The sequence below is a fragment of the Stenotrophomonas geniculata genome (genome assembly GCF_034508895.1).
Taxonomy (GTDB): Bacteria; Pseudomonadota; Gammaproteobacteria; order Xanthomonadales; family Xanthomonadaceae; genus Stenotrophomonas; species Stenotrophomonas geniculata.
The window spans coordinates 3,421,500-3,445,273 of the sequence record NZ_CP140571.1; the positions used below are offsets into that span (position 1 = coordinate 3,421,500).

At 66.6% G+C, this 23,774-nt stretch carries 20 protein-coding genes and 2 tRNA genes; 11 read left to right on the forward strand and 11 right to left on the reverse strand.

The features are described from left to right. Positions 1-11 precede the first annotated feature (11 nt). Positions 12-1,388 carry a cysteine--tRNA ligase gene (cysS, locus tag RI032_RS15780; protein WP_322547290.1) on the reverse strand — a complete coding sequence of 459 codons (1,377 nt, stop codon included), beginning with the start codon at positions 1,386-1,388 and terminating at the stop codon, positions 12-14. Between the two features lie 188 nt (positions 1,389-1,576). Between cysS and RI032_RS15785 the strand changes: the two genes are divergently transcribed. From RI032_RS15785 to RI032_RS15835, 11 genes are all read left to right on the forward strand, one after another. Beyond that, complete coding sequence (locus RI032_RS15785) at positions 1,577-2,146, forward strand: glycine zipper 2TM domain-containing protein (RefSeq protein WP_019336652.1); 570 nt, start codon at positions 1,577-1,579, stop codon at positions 2,144-2,146. Positions 2,147-2,464: 318 nt separating this feature from the next. Then, positions 2,465-3,475 carry an N-acetylornithine carbamoyltransferase gene (locus RI032_RS15790; protein ID WP_054172186.1) on the forward strand — a complete coding sequence of 337 codons (1,011 nt, stop codon included), beginning with the start codon at positions 2,465-2,467 and terminating at the stop codon, positions 3,473-3,475. 62 nt (positions 3,476-3,537) lie between these two features. Next, positions 3,538-4,731: an argininosuccinate synthase gene (locus RI032_RS15795; protein WP_322547291.1), complete on the forward strand. Its 1,194-nt coding sequence runs from the start codon at positions 3,538-3,540 to the stop codon at positions 4,729-4,731. 132 nt (positions 4,732-4,863) lie between these two features. Continuing rightward, positions 4,864-5,952, forward strand: coding sequence for an acetylornithine deacetylase (locus RI032_RS15800; RefSeq protein ID WP_010486641.1), 1,089 nt, complete (start codon positions 4,864-4,866; stop codon positions 5,950-5,952). 25 nt (positions 5,953-5,977) lie between these two features. Next, complete coding sequence (locus RI032_RS15805; protein ID WP_010486643.1) at positions 5,978-7,306, forward strand: acetylglutamate kinase; 1,329 nt, start codon at positions 5,978-5,980, stop codon at positions 7,304-7,306. Between the two features lie 3 nt (positions 7,307-7,309). After that, positions 7,310-7,912, forward strand: a complete 603-nt coding sequence (locus RI032_RS15810; protein ID WP_322547292.1) for a GNAT family N-acetyltransferase — start codon at positions 7,310-7,312, stop codon at positions 7,910-7,912. Further along, on the forward strand, positions 7,909-8,862 hold the full coding sequence (gene argC, locus RI032_RS15815; protein ID WP_043400943.1) for an N-acetyl-gamma-glutamyl-phosphate reductase: 954 nt from the start codon (positions 7,909-7,911) through the stop codon (positions 8,860-8,862). Before RI032_RS15810 ends, argC begins: the two co-directional genes overlap by 4 nt. A gap of 20 nt (positions 8,863-8,882) precedes the next feature. Beyond that, positions 8,883-10,178, forward strand: a complete 1,296-nt coding sequence (argH, locus tag RI032_RS15820; RefSeq protein WP_019336646.1) for an argininosuccinate lyase — start codon at positions 8,883-8,885, stop codon at positions 10,176-10,178. Beyond that, a complete protein-coding gene (locus RI032_RS15825; RefSeq protein ID WP_010486652.1) occupies positions 10,178-10,441 on the forward strand; it encodes a YciI family protein in 264 nt (87 codons plus the stop codon). Before argH ends, RI032_RS15825 begins: the two co-directional genes overlap by 1 nt. 11 nt (positions 10,442-10,452) lie before the next feature. After that, a complete protein-coding gene (gene proB, locus RI032_RS15830; RefSeq protein ID WP_057503879.1) occupies positions 10,453-11,610 on the forward strand; it encodes a glutamate 5-kinase in 1,158 nt (385 codons plus the stop codon). Further along, positions 11,607-12,878: a glutamate-5-semialdehyde dehydrogenase gene (locus tag RI032_RS15835; RefSeq protein ID WP_322547293.1), complete on the forward strand. Its 1,272-nt coding sequence runs from the start codon at positions 11,607-11,609 to the stop codon at positions 12,876-12,878. The genes proB and RI032_RS15835 overlap by 4 nt, the downstream gene beginning before the upstream one ends. A 107-nt stretch (positions 12,879-12,985) precedes the next feature. Here RI032_RS15835 and pgaD read toward each other — a convergent pair whose 3' ends face one another. From pgaD to RI032_RS15885, 10 genes are all read right to left on the reverse strand, one after another. Beyond that, positions 12,986-13,456 (reverse strand): poly-beta-1,6-N-acetyl-D-glucosamine biosynthesis protein PgaD, encoded by a 471-nt coding sequence (pgaD, locus tag RI032_RS15840; protein WP_322547294.1) that lies wholly within the window; start codon positions 13,454-13,456, stop codon positions 12,986-12,988. Further along, complete coding sequence (gene pgaC, locus RI032_RS15845) at positions 13,453-14,709, reverse strand: poly-beta-1,6-N-acetyl-D-glucosamine synthase (RefSeq protein WP_109813566.1); 1,257 nt, start codon at positions 14,707-14,709, stop codon at positions 13,453-13,455. Before pgaC ends, pgaD begins: the two co-directional genes overlap by 4 nt. A 1-nt stretch (position 14,710) precedes the next feature. Beyond that, a complete protein-coding gene (pgaB, locus tag RI032_RS15850) occupies positions 14,711-16,597 on the reverse strand; it encodes a poly-beta-1,6-N-acetyl-D-glucosamine N-deacetylase PgaB (RefSeq protein WP_322547295.1) in 1,887 nt (628 codons plus the stop codon). A gap of 1 nt (position 16,598) precedes the next feature. Then, positions 16,599-18,626: a poly-beta-1,6 N-acetyl-D-glucosamine export porin PgaA gene (gene pgaA, locus RI032_RS15855; protein ID WP_322547296.1), complete on the reverse strand. Its 2,028-nt coding sequence runs from the start codon at positions 18,624-18,626 to the stop codon at positions 16,599-16,601. 342 nt (positions 18,627-18,968) lie between these two features. After that, positions 18,969-20,174 carry a CynX/NimT family MFS transporter gene (locus tag RI032_RS15860; protein WP_043400972.1) on the reverse strand — a complete coding sequence of 402 codons (1,206 nt, stop codon included), beginning with the start codon at positions 20,172-20,174 and terminating at the stop codon, positions 18,969-18,971. A 222-nt stretch (positions 20,175-20,396) separates the two neighbouring features. Continuing rightward, a tRNA-Pro gene (locus tag RI032_RS15865) sits at positions 20,397-20,473 on the reverse strand. Positions 20,474-20,613: 140 nt separating this feature from the next. Further along, positions 20,614-20,690: transfer RNA gene (locus tag RI032_RS15870), tRNA-Pro, on the reverse strand. Between the two features lie 55 nt (positions 20,691-20,745). Next, the gene (gene cydX / locus RI032_RS15875; RefSeq protein WP_005410354.1) at positions 20,746-20,862 is read right to left on the reverse strand and encodes a cytochrome bd-I oxidase subunit CydX; all 117 of its coding nucleotides are present in this window, start codon (positions 20,860-20,862) and stop codon (positions 20,746-20,748) included. Positions 20,863-20,915: 53 nt separating this feature from the next. Then, positions 20,916-22,067 carry a cytochrome d ubiquinol oxidase subunit II gene (gene cydB, locus RI032_RS15880; protein WP_279938719.1) on the reverse strand — a complete coding sequence of 384 codons (1,152 nt, stop codon included), beginning with the start codon at positions 22,065-22,067 and terminating at the stop codon, positions 20,916-20,918. Between the two features lie 15 nt (positions 22,068-22,082). After that, positions 22,083-23,672: a cytochrome ubiquinol oxidase subunit I gene (locus RI032_RS15885; RefSeq protein ID WP_005410352.1), complete on the reverse strand. Its 1,590-nt coding sequence runs from the start codon at positions 23,670-23,672 to the stop codon at positions 22,083-22,085. Positions 23,673-23,774: the final 102 nt, after the last annotated feature.

Sequence of the window (23,774 nt, forward strand, 5' to 3'; positions counted from 1 at the left end):
GGCAGGGCAGGTCAGCCGCGCTTGCGCGACCAGCGCACGCCCTGCGGGGTGTCTTCCAACACGATGCCTTCGGCGGCCAGCTGGTCGCGGATGGCGTCGGAACGGGCGAAGTCGCGGGCCTTCTTGGCAGCGGCACGCTCGTCGATCAGGCTCTGGATACGGGCGTCGTCGCCGTCATCGCCAGCGGCGGTACCGAACCACTGCGCCGGGTCGGCCTGCAGCAGGCCCAGCGCCAGGCCGGCACCGAGCAGCTCGCCCTTCAGGCGCGCCTGTTCGGCCGGGTCGGTGGCCCGGCGTGCATCGGCAGCGATGCGGGCCACTTCGGCCAGCGCCTGCGGGGTGTTCAGGTCGTCATCCAGGGTCGCCTCGACCGTGGCCGGGATCGCCACGACCGCGTCGACCGACGCCAGTTCGCGCAGGGTGCCGTACAGGCGATCCAAGGTGCGCACCGACTGCTCGATCAGGCCATCGGACCAGTCCAGCGGCTGCCGGTAGTGGGCCGACAGCAGCGCCAGGCGCAGCGCTTCCGGCGGATGCTGGCGCACCAGGTCGTGCACGCGCTCGATGTTGCCCAGCGACTTGCTCATCTTGGCGCCGCCGAAGTTGAGCATGCCGTTGTGCAGCCAGAAACGGGCGAAGATCCTGCCGCCGTGGGCGCATTCGCTCTGCGCGATCTCGTTCTCGTGGTGCGGGAACTGCAGGTCGACGCCGCCGGCATGGATGTCGATGGTCTCGCCCAGATGGGCGGCGGCCATCGCCGAGCATTCGATGTGCCAGCCCGGGCGGCCACGGCCCCACGGCGATTCCCAGCCGGGCAGGTCGTCGCTGGACGGCTTCCACAGCACGAAATCGCCGGGATCGCGCTTGTAGGGGGCGACATCGACACGGGCGCCGGCCAGCATCTCTTCCGGGTCGCGGCGCGAGAGCTTGCCGTAGCCGTCGAAGCTGGCCACCGCGAACAGCACATGGCCCTCGGCGGCATAGGCATGGCCGTTGGCGATCAGCTGCTCGATCATGGTGACGATCTGCGGCATGTGCGCCGTCACTTCCGGTTCGATGTCCGGCGGCACCACGCCCAGGGCGGCCATGTCTTCACGGTAGGCGGCAGCGAACCTGTCGGTGATGGTGCTGATCGGCACCTCCTGCTCGCGCGCGGCGGTGTTGATCTTGTCGTCCACGTCGGTGATGTTGCGCGCGTAGCGCAGGCCACCGAAACGGCGCCGCAGCAGGTCGGCCAGCACGCCGAACACCACCGGGCCACGGGCGTTGCCGATGTGCACGTAGTTGTAGACCGTGGGGCCGCACACATACAGGGTCGGACAGGCCGGGTCGAGCGGGATGAACGGTTCGAGCTGGCGAGTCAGGTTGTTGTGCAGGCGCAGGGTCATGGGGCTGTGGCTGGGGGACAAGCCTGTGATTTTAGAACGTGTCGGCCCCCTTTGGGGGCACCGCCTGCCACCGGTGGACGCCGGGTCCGTCCAAGGTGGGGTGGGCAGGAGCAGCGTGGACGGGTAATGTTCAGCCCCTTGCGCTCGCCACTGCCTACACTATTGCCGTGTCCTTGCTCCCTTCGCCAATGAAATCCACCGCGTTGCTGACCCTGGCCTGCCTGTCGGCGCTGGCCGCCGTGGCCCAGGCGCAGGAGGCCGAGCCCCGCAACCGGGTGGTGATCGTGGAGAACGTGAAGTTCGACTACGCGCAGGTGCTGAACGTCGAGCCCGTGTTCCAGACCCTGCGCGCGACCCGCACCGAAGAACACTGCGAGCCGGTCTCGACCCGGACTCTGGCGCCGGTCAATGTCACCGGCGAGGAGCCGGTCGAGGACAAGGGCCGGATCAGCCGCTTCTGGGACTCGGTGCGCTCGATGTTCAAGCGCAGCGATGAAGAGGTCTCCGAGGACGCCGCCGCCGAGTCACCCGCCCCGGCGCCGGCACCGGCCAACAATGGCCCGATGCTGACCCGTGACTGCCGTATCGTGCCGGTGGGGCGTGAATTCCGCAGGCCCATCGCCTACGACGTGGATTACGTCTACAAGGGCACCAAGTACCGCTCACGGCTGCCGGAAGACCCCGGCAACCGGCTCAAGATCCGGGTGTCTATCACCCCTTGGGTCGGCCCCGAGCAGGGCGCCACGGGCAATCCCTGATTCTGCGACCCCGGCCCCTTGCGTCGGCCCCGGCCGCATGCAAAGATGGTTGACCATGAAGCTCACCGACTTCCAGCACGACAGCAGCGCAGCCCGACAGGCGTCGGGCATGACCTCGCGTGCGCGTCGACCGGAACCCCACATCCTCGCTGGGTAACCGGAGCTTTTTGCTGTTCGTCCGAAAAAAACCCAGCCGCCCGGCTGGGTTTTTTCGTTTCTGCGTTCTGAAAGCTGCAACTGCAACCTTTTCGTTCCACCTTTGCTTCCTGTTTTCCCTTCCACCGCGTCGAACCCGGCGCCGCCACGCAAGGAAAGATGATGTCCCCCAAGCACTTCCTGAACACCCAGGACTGGAGCCGCAGCGAACTTGACGCGCTGCTGACCCAGGCCGCGCTGTTCAAGCGCAACAAGCTCGGCGACCAGCTCAAGGGCAAGTCGATCGCGCTGGTGTTCTTCAATCCGTCCATGCGCACCCGCACCAGCTTCGAACTGGGCGCGTTCCAGCTCGGCGCCCACGCGGTGGTGCTGCAGCCGGGCAAGGATGCGTGGCCGATCGAGTTCAACCTCGGCACGGTGATGGACGGCGATACCGAAGAGCACATCGCTGAAGTGGCCAAGGTGCTGGGCCGTTACTGCGACATCATCGCCGTGCGCGCGTTCCCCAAGTTCATCGACTGGGCCTACGACCGCCAGGACATCGTCCTCAACAGCTTCGCCAAGTACTCGCCGGTGCCGGTCATCAACATGGAGACCATCACCCACCCGTGCCAGGAACTGGCCCACGTGATGGCCCTGCAGGAGCACTTCGGCACCCAGGACCTGCGTGGCAAGAAGTACGTGCTGACCTGGACCTACCACCCCAAGCCGCTGAACACCGCCGTGGCCAACTCGGCGCTGACCATCGCCACCCGCATGGGGATGGACGTGACCCTGCTGTGCCCGACCGCCGACTACATCCTCGACGACCGCTACATGGGCTGGGCCGAGCAGAACGTGGCCGAGAGCGGCGGTTCGCTGAAGATCAGCCATGACATCGACAGCGCCTACGCCGGCGCCGACGTGGTCTACGCCAAGAGCTGGGGGGCGCTGCCGTTCTTCGGCAACTGGGAGCCGGAAAAGCCGATCCGCGACCAGTTCAAGCACTTCATCGTGGACGAGCGGAAGATGGCGCTGACCAACAACGGTGTGTTCAGCCACTGCCTGCCGCTGCGCCGCAACGTGAAGGCCACCGACGGCGTGATGGATTCGCCGCAATGCATCGCCATCAACGAAGCCGAGAACCGCCTGCACGTGCAGAAGGCGATCATGGCCGCGGTTGCCGGGCGCTGATTTTTTCCGATTCAATCATTTCCGCCGGGCACGGCCCGGCGCTACCAGGACATACCCTCCCCATGAGCAACAAAGACGTCGTTCTCGCCTTCTCCGGCGGCCTGGATACCAGCTTCTGCGTGCCGTACCTGCAGGAGCGTGGCTACAACGTGCACACCGTGTTCGCCGACACCGGCGGCGTGGATGATGAAGAGCGCGATTTCATCGAAAAGCGCGCCGCCGAGCTGGGCGTGACCAGCCACGTTACCGTCAACGGTGGCCCGGCCATCTGGGAAGGCTTCGTCAAGCCGTTCGTGTGGGCCGGTGAAGGCTACCAGGGCCAGTACCCGCTGCTGGTGTCGGACCGTTACCTGATCGTCGATGCGGCGCTGAAGCGTGCCGCCGAACTGGGCACCCACATCATCGCCCACGGCTGCACCGGCATGGGCAACGACCAGGTCCGCTTCGACCTGGCCGTGAAGGCACTGGGCGACTACCAGATCATCGCGCCGATCCGCGAGATCCAGAAGGAACACACCCAGACCCGCGCCTACGAGCAGAAGTACCTGGAAGAGCGCGGCTTCGGCGTGCGCGCCAAGCAGCAGGCCTACACCATCAACGAGAACCTGCTGGGCCTGACCATGTCCGGCGGCGAGATCGACCGCTGGGAAGCCCCGGGCGAGGGCGCCCGTGGCTGGTGCGCACCGCGCAGCGAGTGGCCGGAGCAGACGCTGACGGTCACCCTGAAGTTCGTCGAAGGCGAAGCGGTTGAACTGAACGGCAAGGCGCTGCCGGGCGACCAGATCCTGGCCCAGCTGAACAAGCTGTTCGCCCCGTACGGCGTTGGCCGCGGCGTCTACACCGGCGATACCGTGATCGGCCTGAAGGGCCGCATCGTGTTCGAGGCCCCGGGCCTGGTTTCGCTGCTGGCCGCACACCGCGCGCTGGAAGATGCGGTGCTGACCAAGCAGCAGAACCGCTTCAAGCCGGATGTGGCGCGCAAGTGGGTGGAGCTGGTGTACGAAGGCTTCTACCACGACCCGCTGAAGACCGACATCGAAGCGTTCCTGAAGTCCTCGCAGGCCAAGGTCAACGGTGAAGTGGTGCTGGAGACCCGTGGTGGCCGCGTCGATGCAGTGGCGGTGAAGTCGCCGCACCTGCTCAACACCAAGGGTGCCACCTACGCGCAGTCGGCCGACTGGGGCGTGGAAGAGGCCGAGGGCTTCATCAAGCTGTTCGGCATGAGCTCGACGCTTTACGCGCAAGTCAACCGCTGAGCGGTTGACCACGCATTCCACCTCAACCCTGCGCCGTTGGCGCGCCCCCTTCAACAAGAAGGGGGCTCTCCACCAGACGCATTCCGGTAGCGCCGGGCCATGCCCGGCGGAATTCCACAGGATTGTTGATTCATGCTTGAACAGACGCTCGATCACCTGCAGGCGCTGGTGTCCTTCGACACCCGCAACCCGCCGCGTGCGATCACCACCGGTGGCATCTTCGATTACCTGCGCGCGAACCTGCCCGGCTTCAACGTCGAGGTGATCGACCACGGCGCCGGTGCGGTCAGCCTGTACGCCGTGCGCGGGACGCCGAAGTACCTGTTCAACGTACACCTGGATACCGTGCCGGATTCGCCGCACTGGAGTGCCGACCCGCACGTGATGCGCCGCCTGGACGACCGCGTGGTCGGTCTGGGCGTGTGTGACATCAAGGGCGCGGCCGCCGCACTGGTGGCCGCAGCCAATGCCAGCGACGGTGATGCAGCCTTCCTGTTCTCCAGCGATGAAGAAGCCAACGATCCGCGCTGCATCGCTGCGTTCCTGGCCCGTGGCCTGCCGTATGAAGCGGTGCTGGTGGCCGAGCCGACCATGAGCGAGGCGGTGCTGGCGCACCGTGGCATCAGCTCGGTGCTGATGCAGTTCGCTGGCCGCGCGGGGCATGCCTCGGGCAAGCAGGATGCAGCCGCCAGCGCGCTGCATCAGGCCATGCGCTGGGGCAACCGCGCGCTGGATCACGTGGAATCGCTGGCGTCGGCGCGCTTCGGCGGGCTGACCGGACTGCGCTTCAACATCGGTCGCGTCGAAGGTGGCATCAAGGCCAACATGATCGCGCCCGCTGCCGAAGTGCGCTTCGGTTTCCGTCCGCTGCCGTCGATGGATATCGATGCGTTGCTGGCGACCTTTGCCGGCTTCGCCGAGCCGCAGGCGGCACTGTTCACCGAAACCTTCCGTGGCCCCAGCCTGCCGGCCGGTGACATCGCCGAAGCCGAGAACCGCCGCCTGCTGGCGCGCGACGTGGCCGATGCGCTGGACCTGCCGATCGGCAACGCGGTGGACTTCTGGACCGAGGCCTCGCTGTTCTCGGCCGGTGGCTACACCACGCTGGTGTTCGGCCCGGGCGACATCGCCCAGGCCCACACCGCCGACGAGTTCGTGACGCTGGAGCAGCTGCAGCGCTACACCGACGCCGTGCACCGCATCATCGCCGCCGGCGCCTGATTCTTCCCTTTCCGACGAAACCGAAATGTCTCCTGCCCTCCAGCCCCACCGCCAGACCCGCCAGACCATCGTGCGCCTGCTTTCCAGCATGGCCAGCGCGAAGGAGATCAGCCAGTACCTCAAGCGCTTTTCGCAGCTGGATGCCAAGCGCTTCGCCGTGGTCAAGGTCGGCGGCGCGGTGCTGCGCGACGACCTCGACGCGCTGACCTCCTCGCTGTCGTTCCTGCAGGAGGTCGGTCTGACCCCGATCGTGCTGCACGGCGCCGGCCCGCAGCTGGATGCCGAGCTGTCGGCCGCTGGCATCGAGAAGCAGACCGTGAACGGCCTGCGCGTGACCTCGCCGGAAGCGCTGGCGATCGTGCGCCGGGTGTTCCAGCAGTCCAACCTGCGCCTGGTCGAGGCGCTGCAGCAGAACGGCGCGCGCGCCACCTCGATCACCGGTGGTGTGTTCGAGGCCGAGTACCTGGACGTGGACACCTACGGCCTGGTCGGCGAGGTGAAGAAGGTCAACCTGGCGCCAATCGAGGCCAGCCTGCGCGCCGGTTCGATCCCGGTCATCACCAGCCTGGGTGAGACCGCCGGCGGCCAGATCCTCAACGTCAACGCCGACTTCGCCGCCAACGAGCTGGTGCAGGAACTGCAGCCGTACAAGATCATCTTCCTGACCGGCACCGGCGGCCTGCTGGACGAGCAGGGCAACGTGATCGACTCGATCAACCTGTCCACCGAGTACGACCACCTGATCGCGCAGCCGTGGATCCACGGCGGCATGAAGGTGAAGATCGAACAGATCAAGGATCTGCTTGATCGCCTGCCGCTGGAATCGTCGGTGTCGATCACCCGTCCGGCCGACCTGGCCAAGGAACTGTTCACCCACAAGGGCTCGGGCACGCTGGTACGCAAGGGCGAGAAAGTACTGCGCGCCACCGCCTGGGACGAACTGGACCTGCCGCGCCTGAAGGGCCTGATCGAATCCAGTTTCGGCCGCACCCTGGTGCCGGACTACTTCGAGAAGACCAAACTGTTGCGTGCCTATGTCAGCGAGAACTACCGCACCGCGGTGATCCTCACCGACGAGGCAGAGGGCGTGTACCTGGACAAGTTCGCCGTGCTCGACGACGCGCAGGGCGAGGGCCTGGGCCGCGCAGTATGGAACGTGATGCTGGAGGAAACCCCGCAGCTGTTCTGGCGCTCGCGCCACGGCAACCCGATCAATCACTTCTACTACGCCGAGTCCGATGGCTGCTACAAGCAGGATCAGTGGAAGGTGTTCTGGTTCGGTGCCGATGGCATCGACCGGATCAAGACCTATGTCGATCATTGCGCGCAGCGCACCCCGAGCCTGCAGGGCTGAGCGATGAGCAACCTCGATGCCTGGAACACGGTTCCCACCCTGCGCGGCCAGCACGTAACCCTGCAGCCGCTGCAGATGGAGCACGTGCCGGGCCTGCGCGATGCGCTTGAAGGCAGCGGCCTGGACCAGCTCTGGTACACCCAGGTGCCGTCACCGCAGCGGGTCGAGCACTATGTGCAGGCCGCGCTGCAGGCGCAGGCTGAACGCAAGGTGCTGCCCTTCGTGATCCGCGATGCGGCGGGTGAGATCATCGGCAGCACGCGCTTCTACGACATGGATGCCGGCGTGCCCAAGCTCAGTCTCGGCTACACCTGGTATGCGCCGCGTGTGCAGCGCACCGGCGCCAACACCGAAGCCAAGCTGTTGCTGCTGCAGCACGCCTTCGAGGCCATGGGCTGCATCAGCGTGGTGCTGGAAACCAGCTGGTTCAACTTTACTTCGCGTACCGCCATCGCCCGCCTCGGCGCCAAGCAGGACGGCGTGCTGCGCAACCACAAGCGGCATGCCGACGGCACGCCGCGCGACACCGTCATCTTCTCCATCATCGATGCGGAATGGCAGGGCGTGAAGCGCCATCTGCAGTACCGCCTGGACAGTCACGCATGAACGATTCGACTTTTACCCTGGGTATCGTCGGTGCCCGCGGCCATACCGGTGCCGAGCTGATCAAGCTGGTGGCCGCCCATCCGCGGCTGAAACTGGCTTTCGTCTCCTCGCGCGAGCGCGCCGGGCAGCGCCTGTCCGATCACCATCCGGAATTCCAGGGTGACCTGCAGTACGAGAACCTGGACGCCGACGCGGTGGCCGCCAAGGGCGTGGATGCGGTGATCCTGGCCCTGCCCAATGGCCTGGCCGCGCCGTTCGTGGCCGCGCTTGAAACCGCGAAGCCGGACACTGTCATCGTCGATCTCTCGGCCGACTACCGCTTCGACAACAGCTGGTACTACGGCCTGCCGGAGCTGACCCGCGGCCGCTACAACGGCCAGAAGCACATCAGCAACCCGGGCTGCTATGCCACGGCAATGCAGCTGGCGGTGCATCCGCTGCTGGACCTGCTGGCCGGTCCGCCGCAGTGCTTCGGTGTCTCCGGCTACTCCGGTGCCGGTACCACGCCGTCGGACAAGAACAACGTTGAACTGCTGGCCGACAACCTGATGCCGTATGCGCTGACCAACCACGTGCACGAGCGCGAAGTGTCCGTGCAGCTGGGCGTGGCGGTCGAGTTCATGCCGCACGTCGCGCCGCATTTCCGTGGCATCACGCTCACCGCCAATCTGTGGCTGAACCGGGTGCAGACCCGCGAGCAGATCGTCGAGCGCTTCCAGCAGGCCTATGCCGGCGAACCCTTGATCGAAGTGGTGGATGAAGCGCCGTGGGTCAGCCGCATTGCCGGTCGCCACGGTGCCCAGGTCGGTGGCTTCACCCTGGCCCCGGGCGGCAAGCGGGTCGTGGTGGTGGCGACCCTGGACAACCTGCTCAAGGGCGCGGCCACCCAGGCCATGCAGAACCTCAACCTCGCGCTGGGCATCGACGAACTGACGTCGATCCCGCACTGAACACGTATTCCGGAGCCCCCATGGCAGACCTTCTTTGGCAGAAGCCCGGCGTCGCCGTCGACGCCCAGATCCAGACCTTCCTCGCCGGCGACGACGTGATCCTCGATCGCGAATTCTTCCTGCACGACATCGCCGCCAGCGCCGCGCATGCACAAGGCCTGCAGCACATCGGCATCCTCAGCGCCGACGAGCTGGAAGGCCTGCTGCGCGAACTGGAGATCCTGGCGCAGGACTTCCGCGAAGGCCGCTTCGTGCTGGATACGCAGTACGAAGATGGCCACTCGGCGATCGAAGCGCGGTTGACCGAACGCCTCGGCGACGCCGGCCGCAAGATCCACACCGGCCGCAGCCGCAACGACCAGATCCTGGTGGCCACCCGCCTGTGGCTGAAAGAGAAGCTGCAGCGCGTGGCGCAGCTCAGCGCCGAAGTGGCCAAGGTCGCGCTGGACCGTGCGCAGGCCGAGAAGGACCTGCCGATACCCGGCTATACCCACATCCAGCGTGCCGTGGTGTCCTCGGCCGGCATGTGGTGGGCGGGCTGGTCCGAGGCCTTCATCGACAATGCCATCCGCGCCCGTGACACCCATGCACTGATCGATGCCAACCCGCTGGGCACCGCCGCCGGTTATGGCGTCAATCTGCCGCTGGACCGCGAACACACCACGGCTGCGCTCGGTTTCGCGCGCATGCAGATCTCGCCGATCTACGCGCAGCTGTCGCGGGGCAAGTTCGAGCTGGCCGCGCTGGAAGCACTGGGTGGTGCCACCCTGGACCTGCGCCGCATCGCCTGGGACCTGTCGCTGTTCACCAGCGCCGAGTTCGGCTTCGTCGCACTGCCGGCGCAGTACACCACCGGCAGCTCGATCATGCCCAACAAGCGCAACCCGGATGTGATCGAGCTGATGCGCGCCACCCATGCCAGCGTCGCCGCCGCGCGCACCGAGATCGAGCAGCTGCTGTCGCTGCCGTCGGGCTACCATCGCGACCTGCAGTCGTCCAAGGGCGCCATCTTCCATGGCTTCGGCCGTGGCCTGGCCGCGCTGGAGCTGCTGCCGGCGCTGCTGGCCAATCTGGAGTGGCGTGACGACAGGCTGCGCGCAGCGATCGACTCGGGCATGTATGCCACCGACGTTGCCGTGGAAGCGGCCGTGGCTGGTGTGCCGTTCCGCGAGGCCTACAAGGCCGCTGCGGCCGGTGCCGATAGTGCAGGGCAGGGGCGCACGCCGGAAGGCAGCCTGGCCGCTCGCGTGTCGCCGGGTTCGGCAGCCGACCTGCGCCTGGATGAACTGCGCGCGCGCTGGCAGGCGCTGTCCTGATGGCGGGCACGGTCTACCTGGTGTTGGCCATGCGCCGGCCCGGTTTCAATGCCGCCGCCGTGCAGCCGCATCGTGACTTCCTCGATGCGTTGCAGGCGCAGGGAAAGCTGCAGCTGACCGGCGGCTTCGCCGATGGCAGCGGTGGCGCCTATGTGCTGTGCAACGTGGACAGCCTGGCGCAGGCACAGGCCATCGTCGCCACCGATCCGCTGGTGACGATGCAGGCCTCCGACCTGACCGTGCACGAATGGAACACTCGCTGAGAGCCTGACCGATGATCCAGCACGCTGCCCACGTCGCCTCGCCGTTCCCCGAACAAGCGCTGCCACCATGGCGGCGTGCAGTGCTGAAGGTCGGCAGCAGCCTGCTGGCAGCCGATGGCGGCGGCCTGTCGCCACGCCACGCGCTGGGCCTGGCACAGTTCGTCTCTGCCAATGTACTGGCCGGGCGTGAGGTAGTGATCGTATCGTCCGGCGCGGTCGCTGCCGGGCGCGCGATCCTGCCGCGGGCCGATGAGCCCGGCGCGGCGATGGCGGCGCGGCAGGCGCTGGCCGCGCTCGGCCAGGCCCAGCTGATCGGGCTCTGGCAGCGCTTCTTCGAGCGCCCGGTGGCGCAGGTGCTGCTGACCCACGACGACCTGCGCAACCGCCGCCGCTACCTCAACGCACGCGCTACCCTCAACGAACTGCTGCGGCTGGGTGCGTTGCCGGTGGTCAACGAGAACGACACCGTGTCGGTGGACGAGCTCAAGCTCGGCGACAACGACAACCTGGCCGCGACCGTGGCGGCGCTGGTCGATGCCGATGCACTGTTCATCGCCACTGACATTGACGGCCTGTACAGCGCCGACCCGCGCACCGTGGCCGACGCGCGGCCATTGCACGACGTGCCGGAACTGAGTGACGAGGTGCTGGCGATGGCCGGTGGCGCCGGCTCGCGCGCTGGTACCGGCGGCATGCGCACCAAGCTGGAGGCGGCGGCGAAGGCCGGTCGCCTCGGCATAGAAACCTATCTGTTCAATGGCCGCAGTGGCGACGTGGTGCGCGCGCTGGCGCAGGATCGCCTGTTCGGTACCCGTATCCACGCCGCACGCAGCCGCGAGGCCGCACGCAAGCACTGGCTGCGGCACGCGCCGCTGGTCGAGGGCGCGATCGTGATCGATGCCGGCGCGGCGCAGGCCATGCGCGAGAAGGGCGCCTCGCTGCTGCCCGGTGGCATCACCGGCGCGGAGGGCGTGTTCCGCCGTGGCGACATGGTGCAGGTGTGCTGGAACGCGCCGCAGGGCCGTGTCTGCGTCGCGCGCGGCGTCAGCCAGTACGCGGCCGATGATGTGCGCCGGATCGCCGGCCGCCATTCGCGCGACATCGAGGCCGTGCTGGGCTACAACTACGGCGGCAGCGTCGTCCATCGCGACGATCTGGTGCTGCCATGACCGGTTTGAAGGACTCCCCGATGAGCGACATCGAAACGCAGGCGCGTGCCTGCCGTGACGCGGCCCAGAACGTTGCCGGCCTCGACAGTGCGGCCCGCCGCACGCTGCTGCTGGCCATGGCACAGGCGCTGGAAGTGAATGCCGGGCTGATCCTTGCCGGTAATGCACGTGACCTCGCCGCCGCGCGCGACAAGGGCGTTGGCAGCGCCATGCTCGACCGCCTGGCGCTGGACCCGGCACGCCTGTTCGCGATGGCCGAAGCCGTGCGTGAGGTCGCCGCGCTGCCCGATCCCGTCGGCCAGATCACCCGCGACGATGTGCGTCCAAACGGCATCCGCGTGCAGAAGGTACGCGTGCCGCTGGGTGTGATCGCAATGATCTATGAGGCGCGCCCGAACGTGACCGCCGAAGCGGCTGCGCTGTGCCTGAAGGCCGGCAATGGCGTGATCCTGCGCGGTGGCTCCGAAGCGATCCATTCCAACACAGCCATCGCCCAGGCGTTGGCGGGCGCGCTTAAGACCAATAGCGTGCCACCGGCGGCGGTGACCGTGCTGACCGACCTGCGCCGCGAAGCGATGCTGGAACTGCTGCAGCTGCATGAACTGATCGATCTGGCGATTCCGCGCGGCGGCGAAGGCCTGATCCGCTTCGTTGCCGAACATGCGCGGGTGCCGGTGATCAAGCACTACAAGGGTGTCTGCCACCTGTTCGTGGATGCCAGCGCCGACCTCGGCAAAGCCATCGATCTGCTGGTGGACGGAAAGTGCAGTCGTCCGTCGGCCTGCAATTCGCTGGAGACCCTGCTGGTGCACCGCGATGTGGCCGAAGCGTTCCTGCCGCGCGTGGCACAGGCGCTCGGCGAGCGCGGCGTGGAGCTGCGCGCCGACGCGGCTGCGCAGCCGTTGCTGCCGGGTAGCAACGCAGCCACCGATGCGGATTACGCCGCCGAGTTCCTGGATCTGGTGCTGGCCGTGCGGGTGGTGGATGACCTCGATGCGGCCATCGCGCACATCCGCCGTTATACCTCCGACCATACCGAAGTGATTGCGACCGAAGACGCGGTCCACGCCGAGCGCTTCGTCAACGCGCTGCGTTCGGCGGTGGTGATGGTGAATGCCTCATCGCGCTTTTCCGATGGTGGGCAGTTGGGCCTGGGCAGCGAGATCGGTATTTCCACCACGCGCCTGCACGCCTACGGCCCGATGGGCCTGGAAGCACTCACCGTCGAACGGTTCGTCGTGCGCGGTGAAGGGCAGACGCGCACGTAGATCCACGCCGTGCGTGGATGCTCTTCGCGGTAGACCCCGGTGCCGACCAGGGTCGGCATCTACCAAAGCAAGTGCCGACCAGGGTCGGCACCCACCGGGTTGTCGGGTTACACCACCTCGCGGCGGATGCCGATCGGCCGCGCGTGATCGTCCATGTGCAGCGTGGCGGCCTTGCAGCCGAGCAGGCGCTCGGCCAGCCCGGTGCTGGCCCCCAGGTCGGCGGCCACTTCGTTGAGGCTGGCCAGCGGGCGCGGCAGGCGCCGGTCGTGGCCGCGGAAGCGCGCGCGGTTGTACTCGGCCCAGCCGATCAGCAGCACGCTGGCACACAGCAGCATCAGCGGCAGCGCCACCAGCACATAGGGGTCGAACTGGTTCTTGCGCTCGTACAGCTGCTGCCAGGCCATCTGCCCGCCGATCAGCCACGAGAGCAGGGTCACCAACGGTGCCCACAGGTAGAAGTAGAACCCCCAGAACGCGAGGGTGACGAAGCCCCAGGCAGTGCGCTGGAAGCGTGGTTGGCGATGCGGCTTGCGGATCATCCGCGAGTCGTAGCGGTTGGACGGGCGTTGTGCGTTCATCGGATCCCCCGATCGGGACTGGTCCAGGTGGCGCGCTTGCTGCGACGGCGCAGCAGGGTTTTCGGCAACGCCACCAGGGTGGTGGAAAGGCTGATCAACCAGTACGCCATCGGGTACCAGATGACCCAGAAGTAGTTGCGTCCAATCTGTGTTTCGTAACGACGGTCGATGATCAGGCTGCTGGCGAACTGCAGCAGGCAGACCAGGGCCAGGATCACGCCGTGCCATTCCGGCAGCAGGCTGGCGATATGCAGCTGCGGCGGCAGTTCGATGAACTTGCCCAGCGCCCACAGCACCACGATGAACAACATGGTGTAAGCCCAGATCACGCTCAGCACGTACTCCAGCAGTACGCCCCACATGCGCCGCTCCTTCCAGTGCAGCAGCGAGCGGGCGTGGCGCAGCATCACCTCCACGCCACCCTGGGCCCAGCGCAGCCGCTGCCTCCACAGCCCCTTCAGCGTTTCCGGCATCAGGATGAAGCACAGTGCGTTGGGTTCGTAGCGAATGTCCCAGTGCGCCCGCTGCAGGCGCCAGCTGATGTCGATGTCTTCGGTCACCATGTCGTCCGACCACCAGCCGACCTGGTGCAGCGCGGTACGACGGAAGCCGGCGATCACGCCGGAGATGGTGAATATGCGCCCGTATACCCGCTGCGCGCGCTTGATCATGCCGATGATCGAGGAGAACTCGGCCACCTGCAGGCGTCCGAGCAGGGTGGAGCGGTTGCGGATGCGCGGATTGCCGGTCACCGCGCCGACCCGGTTGCCGCTTACCAGGTGCCAGATCATCCAGTGCAGCGCGTGCTCCTCCAGCATCGCGTCGCCGTCGATGCACACCAGGTACTCCGAACGCGCGGCGAGTGCACCCATGCGCAGCGCATTGGCCTTGCCCAGGTTGCGGTCCAGGTGCAGCACGCGCAGCCGTGGGTGATTTGCCGCCAGGGCGTCCAGCCGCGCACCGGTGTCGTCGCTGCTGCCGTCGTCGATGGCGATCACTTCGTAGTCGGCCGGGTAGCGCTGTGCCAGCGCCGCGCCGAGCGTGTCGTCGAGGTTCGCGGACTCGTTGTGACAGGGAATCAGCAGGCTCGCGAACGGTGGATCGACCATCAGCGGCGGGTCGTTGCGTGGACGCGAATGGCGTTCGCGCCGGAAGTAGTAATACAGGCCGCCCGACATCCAGAAGAACGCCATCACCATCGGGTAGTAGAAGGCGAACTGGAACAGGACCTGCAGCAACGGATGCATGTCCATGTCACTTCTCCGGGTACGGGAAGTTGCCGGCGGACATCGCCGCGCGGGCATCGCGGGTGGAGGGCTGGTCGGCGATGAAGTCGTCCGGGTACCAGGCGAAGTGGTGCACGCCCTGCGCCTGCAGCTGGCGGATCTGCGCGCGCAGGCGCTCGGCGGGAATCGGTTGCCCGCTGCGCCAGTCGACGGTCTGCAGTTCGAACAGGGTGTGCTGCAGCTGTGGATCATGCGCACGCACCGCGCCCAACAGCTGGTCGAGCCAGCGTTCCGGATGCTTGCTGCCTTCCATCCACGGCATCGCCATCAGTGCGGTCTGGTCGTAGGCCTTGTTGAACAGGTCCAGGCGCTGCGCGAACCAGGCTTCGCTCTGTGGGCGCAGCACCGGTTCGGCGTACAGGTTGCGCACCGTGGCCAGCTTCGGCCGCCAGTGCTGCGCGCTGTTGCGCAGTGCCAGGGTGAAGTCGATCAATGCCTGCGTGCGTGCGCTGCCTCCATCGCCGGCCGCCAGCGTGGGCAGCTCGGTGTCGCGCAGATAGCCATCGTCATGGAACAGCAGGCCCTCGAGGTACGAGTTGACCGCCAGGTCCTCGTAGATGTCGAGCATGATCTGGCGCGCTCGCGGGTTGGTGAAATCCAGCCGGTACATGCCATCGGCATCGCCGTTGCGGATCGCCAGCGCCTTGCGCTGCGCCGGGTCGGGCAGCTCGAAGCCGAGCACCGGCAGCCATGCGTAGACCTTCACCCCCGCACGCGATTTCAGCTGCCAGGCAACGCGGCTGAACAGGTCCGCGCGCATCGGCATGTGGCGGTTCGGGAAGTACAGTGCATCGGCGGTGTTGTTGCCGTCCGGATCGGCGAACGCCTGCAGGTAGACGTGCGTCGGCGCGACGCGCTTGACCCGCTCGATCAGCGCATCCAGATTGCGCGCCTGCTGTGCGGGGTCGGGGTCGTACACATCATCCAGGTCGATCTGCAGGGCACGGATGCCATCGAGCGCGACGTCGCGGCGCAGTTCGTAGGCCAGCGCCTCCACGGTCGGGTTGTCGCTGACCAGGAAGCGCGCCAGGCCATGCAGGTCGCTGGCCACCGGCGTGCTGCGGCCTTCCAGATCGAAGGACACTGGCATGCCCAGCTGCTCGGCAATGTCGTTGCTCAGCTGGTTGTAGGCGGCATAGGGCCAGACGATGGCGCGCGGGCGCACGCCCAGGTGCTGCTGGATGCGTTGCACGCTGCGGCCGAGATCGGCGCGCAGGCGCTGCTCGTACTGTGGCTCGCTCTCGTAGCTGTGCGTGGCAGGTCGGTAGATGCGGGTCACGACAGCAGGGGTGGAATTTCCCTGCGGGTTGGCAAGCACCCCGTGGTGCAGATCGTCGGTATGGCTGGCCACCTCGATCAGGCCGCTGTCGTGCATCTGCTTCAGCTGTGCCCAGGTGATGAAGTCGTCGCGGCCGAACGGGCGGTAGCCATAGTCGATGGTGCGGCCCGGTGCCATGTCCACGTAGTCGGTGATCACCGCCACCAGCGCCGGATAGCGGTAGGCCTGCAGCAGCGGGAAGGCCTTGTCGTAGACGCTGCGCAGGCCGTCATCGAAGGTCAGCAGTACCGGTTTTGGAGGCAGCGTGGCGCGCCCCTGCGAGGCCGCGATCACCTGCGACAGCGACACCGGGTGGTAACCGTGTGCCCCCAGCCAGTCCAGGTGGGCGGCGAAGTTCTGCGTGCTCACCGCATAGGTATCGGCATCCCCCTTGGCTGCGACCTGGTCGCGGATGTCGTGGTAGCTGAGGATCAGCAGGCCGTTGTCGATCGCATCGAGATGCAGGGCCTGCTGCGCGAAGGTCGGCGGCGCAGCCGACAGCAGCAGGAGCACGATCAGGCGCAGGATGCGGGTCATGTCAGTCTCCCCAGCGCAGTGCGGCTTCGAAGCCGATATGGCGTTCGCGATGGCCGTCGTAGACCGGCCGCGACCAGCGCACGCCATACTCGAACACGCGGCCCTGGCCCAGCTGCCACTCGTGCATGTACGACACCGACGGCACCAGCGCACTGCCGAAGCCGTCCTGCCAGTAGTCACCCAGCGAGACGGTCAGCCGGTGCCGGAAGTGGCGTTCGTAGTGGCGCCACAGTTGCTGGTCGATGCGCAGGCCGATCTCGACCATGCGGTCGCGCTTCGGGTTGAAGTAGGGGGCATCGTCGCGGCTGCCACGACTGGTGTAGGCACTGGCCAGGCCATCGATCAGCCACCGTGGGCGGGTCAGCAGGCGCTGTTCAAGTGCGGTGCTGAACAGTTCGCGATGGTTGCCATCGTCGTAACGGAAGCGACTGGCGCCGAACACCCAGTGCGTGCGTTCGCTGCGCCGATAGTCGACCTGCGCACTGACGCTGTCAGCGGTGATGCCGGCCACGCGCGCCTGCATCGATGCCTCCGGATCATTGCGTGCGGCAATCAGTCCGGCATGCCAGTAGTCGTTGAACTGCCAGCCCACGCCGACGCGCAGGCCGGTATCGCCAATGTGGTCGTTGGCGCGCAGCACGGCCGCTTCCGCATCCAGCCGGCCGAAGCGGTAGCGTACGCCCGCGCCCAGCCACAGCGGGTCGATGCGCTGGTCCTGGAAATCGACCGAGCGCCGGTCGGCGAAGGCGAACAGCCGCCAGCGATCGTCGAGTACGGGTGTCTGGACCTCCATGCCATAGCGGCGATCATCGTTGCCCAGCGGCGAGGTGCCACCACCGCCGGAACTGCGTCCGATGTCGGTCCATGCCTTCAGCTGCCAACCGCGATGCGCGCGCCAGGCCTGGTCCATGCGTTCGACGGCGGGCTGGGTGGGGTAGCGTGCGACCAGATCGTCGTGCAGCGGTCGCGCCAGGTCATCACGCTGCAGAGCGACGTAGGCTTCCTGCATGCCCAGCCGTGGCTCGATGTCGCGCGGGTCCAGCGCATGCGCCATCTGTTGCCGCTGCAGCGCCCTGCGTGGCCAGCCGCGCATCATGTAGACACTGCCCAGCGCACTCTGCAGGCCGCCGTTGCCCGGTGCGATGTCGACCATCGATTCCAGATCGCGCTGCGCGGTGGGCAGGTCACCGCTGTAGGCGCGCACCATCGCCAGGTTGAGGTCGGCCTCGTAGCGCGACCAGTTTGGATACGGCGACTTCCCATTGCTCCAGCGCCAGGCAGGTTCCTTGTCGCGCCACGCCTGCAGCAGGTCGACGGCCTTTTCCTGCTGCTCGCTTTCCAGGTAGGCGTATGCCAGTTCCGAATGCGAGGCGTCGCGCGTTGGATCGCCAGCGACCGCTGCCTGCAGCACCGGAATGGCTTCCTCCGGGTGCAGGGTGCCCATCAGCGAATCGCCCACTGCGGGCAGCACATAGTCGGGCAGGGCATGGCCTTCGGTCTGCAGTGCGCGGGCTTCCTCGCGCACCTGCGCATGGCGGCCCAGCCGGTTGAGCAGGATCAGCCGGTCCATGCGGATGCGCAGTGGCGCCTGCGCGGGTGGAGTGCCTTCGGCGCCCAGGTAGCGCTGCATGCGCGCCAGGGTTGATTCGGCCTCTTCCAGCCGGCTGTCTTCGCTGCTGCTGTAGGCCAGGCTCCAGACCACCAGCTTGGCCAGGTAGTCGCCTTCGATGCGCTGCTTCTGTGCAGCGTCGAACAGCTGCGGGCGCTGCTGGTACAGCGCCCAGGCGCGCCACGCATTGCCGATGTCGCCCAGGGTCAGTACGCGCAGCTTGAACAGCAGATCGTCGTTGGGCTGCTGCTGGCTGGCGCGCTCGATGGCGCCGAGGGCATCCAGCCAGCGGGCCTGGTCGCGGTAGCGGCCGATCTCGGCCAGGGCCGCCTCGCGGTCGGGCGGGGCAGCACTGCTGGCCCAGGCCAGGGCGGTACAGGCAAGGCCGACGCAGAGCGCCAGCCGGCGGTGGACAACCATTGGGGACCCCCTTGGCTTCCGAACCAGACAACCTGAAAAATGTGACGCACATCACATGCCAGATTTTGGGGTGGCCGTGGCCTGCGTCACTCCCCTCGCGAACTCCCATCCAGCAGGGATGGGCGGAACCAGGACAGCGACCTGCAATGTCTTGTCTGAAACGAGAGTCCCCCGCGCACCGAGTGGTGGCCTGGGCGGCGCTGCCGCCCCCATGCCCGATGCCGGCACGCGGCAAGGATGGGCATTCGTGGGCACTATCCGCCCGGAATTGTCAGCCCGGCGTCAAAATGCGCAAACGGGCTGACGAGCGGTAGGTGGGGCCGGTTGCTGGCCCCATGCGGCTTACCAGAGGTCTTCCAGCTTGCGCGGCTTGCAGGCCACCCAGGAAGCGCACAGCATCAGGGTGGCGCAGCCGAACAGGAAGCTGAACGGGATCGTCCAGCCGTCGCTGACGGTGTGCAGCCAGCCGACCAGGAACGGCCCCAGGCAGCTGAAGCTGTAGCCCACACCCTGCATGAACCCGGACAGCGCCGCCGAGCCGGTGGGGGTGCGGGTGCGCAGGTTGATCAGGGTCAGCGCCAGCGGGAAGGTGGACGGACCGACGCCGAGCAGGCAGGCCCACAGCAGCGGGGCCTTCATCGGTGCCAGCAGCAGGCCGGTGAAGGCGATCACGAACGAGAAGAAGCCGATCAGCACCAGCGGGAACGGGTTCTGCAGGCGCACCGCCATCGACGGGATGACCAGCGACGGTAGCAGGCCCAGTGCCGAGAACACGGCCACCATCACGCCGCCGAACGCGGGCGTGCCACCGGCCTCGACCACGATGCGCGGCAGCCAGGTGAACATCGAGTAGGTCATCAGCGAGGTCATGCCGAACATGAGCGTCATGCTCCAGCCCAGCGACGTGCGCCAGACCTTGCCATGCGGCTGCGCGGTGGGGTCGGTGGCGTCGGCCTGCGGCTTCGGCGCGCGCTTGGCCAGCACCAGCCAGGGCAGTGCGGCGGCCAGTGCCAGCAGCGCCCACATGCCCAGCGACACGCGCCAGCCGGCAGCGTTGGCCATCGGCACCGCGAGCAGCGCCGGCAGCATCGTGCCCAGCTGCAGCACACTGATGTAGAGCGTACTCATGGTGCCGACCTTGTTGGCGAAGTAACGCTTCACCAGCGGCGGCACGACCACGTTGCCGATGCCCATGCCGGCCAGCGCCAGCACCGAACCCAGCAACAGCGTGCCGACGTTGCCGGCGCTGGAGCGCAGCAGCAGGCCGGCCATCGCCATCACCATCGCCAGCAGGGTGGTGCGCTCCAGGCCGAGGCGCCGCGCCAGTGCCGGCGTAGCCACGCCGAACAGCGCGAACGAGGCGGTCGGCAGCATGCCCAGCACGCCGGTCATGGTGGTGCCGAAGCCGAACTGCTGGCCGAGCACGTCCAGCAGCGGGGTGATCGAGGTGACCGCCGTGCGCAGGTTGACCGCTGCCAGCAGGATCGCGGCAAACGCGAGGACGCGACCGTGCAGCAGCGACGGCGAATCGGAAGTGGAGGAACTCATCGGTGGTCCTTGCAGGTGTCGCACGCCGCAGCAACGGCATGCAGCGCCGGCATCGGTCTACGCCGAAGCGGCAGGTGGGGGTGGGGGCTGCAGGTGGGCCGGCAGCGCGGCCATTGTACGTGCGCTGCCGGGCAAGGTCCCGTCATGCGGGTGGCCCGGCGCTTGGCACAAAAAAACCCGGAGGACAGTGATGTCTTCCAGGCTTCTTGGTGACCACCGAAGTGGTCGGGGAGACAGGATTCGAACCTGCGACCTCTACGTCCCGAACGTAGCGCTCTACCAGACTGAGCTACACCCCGAAGGGAGCCGCCTATTCTAGCGATTCACCCCGATGGCGGCAAGGGGTGAATGTTGTTTTCTTCACACTGCCGAAGCAGTGCCACTTCAGGGAACAAAAAAGCCTGGACGACTTCACCAGGCTTCAATGCGACCACTTGAGTGGTCGGGGAGACAGGATTCGAACCTGCGACCTCTACGTCCCGAACGTAGCGCTCTACCAGACTGAGCTACACCCCGAAGGAGCCGCCTAAGATACCGTGTGAAGGCCAAGGCGGCAAGGTTTTTTTACAGCTCAGCGACGATTTTCTTTCTCGATACGGTTCTGCTCGCGGGCTTCGAACCACATGCCGTTGAGGATGGCCACCGTCGAGGCGAGGCCGGCGCCGAGAATCCAGGCGAAATACCACATGGTCGATCTCCTTTGTTCAAGGGTGTGCCGGCCGTGGGCCGGCACACCGTCAATCAGTAAGCGTTCGGGTTGTTGCCCATCTCTTCGGTGGTGGTCTTGCCCTTGAGCACGCGGTACACCCAGGTGGTGTAGGCGAGGATGATCGGCAGGAACACCGCCGTGGCCAGCAGCATGATCCACAGGGTCAGGTGGCTGGACGATGCGTCCCACACGGTCAGGCTGGAGGTGGGCTGGCTCGAGGACGGCAGCAGGAACGGGAAGATGGCGAAACCGACGGTCAGGATGATGCCGGCGATGGCCGCACCGGAAGCGATGAAGGCCAGCCCGCCGCGACGGGCACGCAGCAGCACCGCACTGGCCAGCAGGCCGGCCAGGCCCAGCAGCGGTGCCAGGATCGTGGCTGGCATCGCGCTGTAGTTGCGCATCCAGCCACCGGCGGCGCCGAGTTCGGCGGTCTTCAGCAGCGGATTGGTGGCGCCATCGGTAACCACCTGCGAGGTGATCTGGTAACCCGGCAGGCCGAAGGCCACCCAGGCACCGCCCACTGCGAACAGCACGAAGGCGATGATCGCGGCGATGCTGCCGAAACGGGCTGCACGTTCAGCCACCGGGCCGTCGGTCTTCAGCACCAGCATGGCGGCACCGTGGGCGACCAGCATCGACACGCTGAGCAGGCCGGCCAGCAGCGCGAAGGGCATCAGCAGGCCGAAGAACGAGCCGGTGTAGAAGATGCGCATGCTGTCATCGAAGTGGAACGGCACGCCCAGCATCACGTTGCCCACCGCCACGCCCATGATCAGCGCCGGGATGAAGCCACCGATGAAAAGCGCCCAGTCCCAGGTGTTGCGCCAGCGTTCGCTGGGCATCTTACTGCGGAACTTGAAACCGACCGGACGCAGGATCAGCGCGAACAGGATCACGAACATCGCCAGGTAGAACCCGGAGAAACTGACCGCATAGAGCGGCGGCCAGGCGGCGAAGATCGCGCCGCCGCCCAGGATCAGCCACACCTGGTTGCCTTCCCACACCGGGCCGATGGTGTTGATCACCCGCCGGCGCTCGGCGTCGTTGCGGGCGACGAAGGGCAGCAGGGTGCCCACGCCCAGGTCGAAACCATCCATCACGGCGAAACCGATCAGCAGGATGCCGAGCAGCAGCCACCAGATCACGCGCAGCGTGGTGTAGTCCAGAAGAATGAAATCCATCTTGGTTCTCCTGCCTCAGGCCTGGCCGGCGGCTGGCGCCGAGGCATTGTGGGAAGCATGCGGCTGGGGCGACTGCAGCGACGGCAGCACCTCGTCCGGACCCTTGCGGATCGCCTTGAGCATCAGCTTGATCTCGACCACGATCAGCGCGGTGTAGATTGCGGTGAAGCCGGCCAGGGTCAGCACGATTTCATGCAGGGCCAGGCCCGACGCCGCATAGAAGGTCGGCAGCACGCCATCGACCGCCCACGGCTGGCGACCATACTCGGCCACGAACCAGCCGCACTCGATCGCGATCCACGGTGCCGGCAGCGTCCACAGGGCCAGCTTGAGGAACCAGCGCTTGTCCTGGAAGTTGTTGCGGCAGGAGTAGTAGAAGGCCAGTGCGAAGAAGGCGATCAGGTAGAAGCCGAGGCCGGCCATCACGCGGAAGGTCCAGAACAGCGGCATCACGCGCGGCACGGTGTCCATCGCCGCCTGCGAGATCTCCTGCGGGGTGGCGTTGAGGATGTCGTCGCGGTAGCGCTTGAGCAGCAGGCCGTGGCCCAGGTCCTGCCAGTGGCGGTCGAACATCTCGCGTGCTTCAACGTCGTTCTTGTTGGCGCGCAGGCGTTCCAATGCACCGTAGGCCAGCTGGCCGCCACGCACGCGGTGTTCGGCGCGCTCGACCAGTTCCAGGATGCCCGGAATCGGCTGGTTCAACGAGCGGGTGGCGATCAGGCCCATCAGGTAGGGGATCTTCACCGCGTAGTCGTTCTGGTGGGTTTCCTGGTTCGGGATGCCGAAGGCGGTGAAGTCGGCCGGCGCACGCTCGGTCTCCCACATCGCTTCGATCGCGGCCAGCTTCATCTTCTGGTGTTCGCTGGCGGCGTAGCCGCTCTCGTCACCCAGCACGACCACCGACAGTGATGACAGCAGGCCGAACGCCGCGGCCACCGCGAACGAACGACGGGCCAGGTCCTTGTGCTTGTTGCGCAGCAGGAACAGCGCGCTGATCGCCATCACGAACACCGCACCGGTCACGTAGCCGGCGCTGACGGTGTGCACGAACTTGGCCTGCGCCACCGGGTTGAACACCACCGCCATGAAGTCGACCACTTCCATGCGCATGGTTTCCGGATTGAACACTGCACCGGTCGGGTTCTGCATCCAGCCGTTGGCGACCAGGATCCAGATCGCCGACAGGTTGGTGCCCAGTGCCATCAGCCAGGTCACCATCAGGTGCTTGACCTTGCTCAGGCGGTTCCAGCCGAAGAAGAACAGGCCGACGAAGGTGGCTTCCAGGAAGAAGGCCATCAGGCCTTCGATCGCCAGCGGCGCGCCGAAGATGTCACCCACGTAGTGACTGTAGTAGGACCAGTTCATGCCGAACTGGAATTCCATGACGATGCCGGTGGCGACGCCCATGGCGAAGTTGATGCCGAACAGGACGCCCCAGAACAGGGTCATCCTGCGCCAGATCTCCTTGCCGGTCATCACGTACACGCTCTCCATGATGGCCACCATGAACGACAGGCCAAGGGTGAGGGGTACGAATAGGAAGTGGTACATCGCGGTCAGCGCGAATTGCAGCCGCGACAGCTCTACGACTGTCTGATCAATCATGGCCTGGCTACCTCGTTGGATAGTGCCGTTGCAGGTGGCGGGAAGGGTGGTCTACGACGTGAATGATGTGACCGACTACTTCAAACAGCCTTGATCCAGATC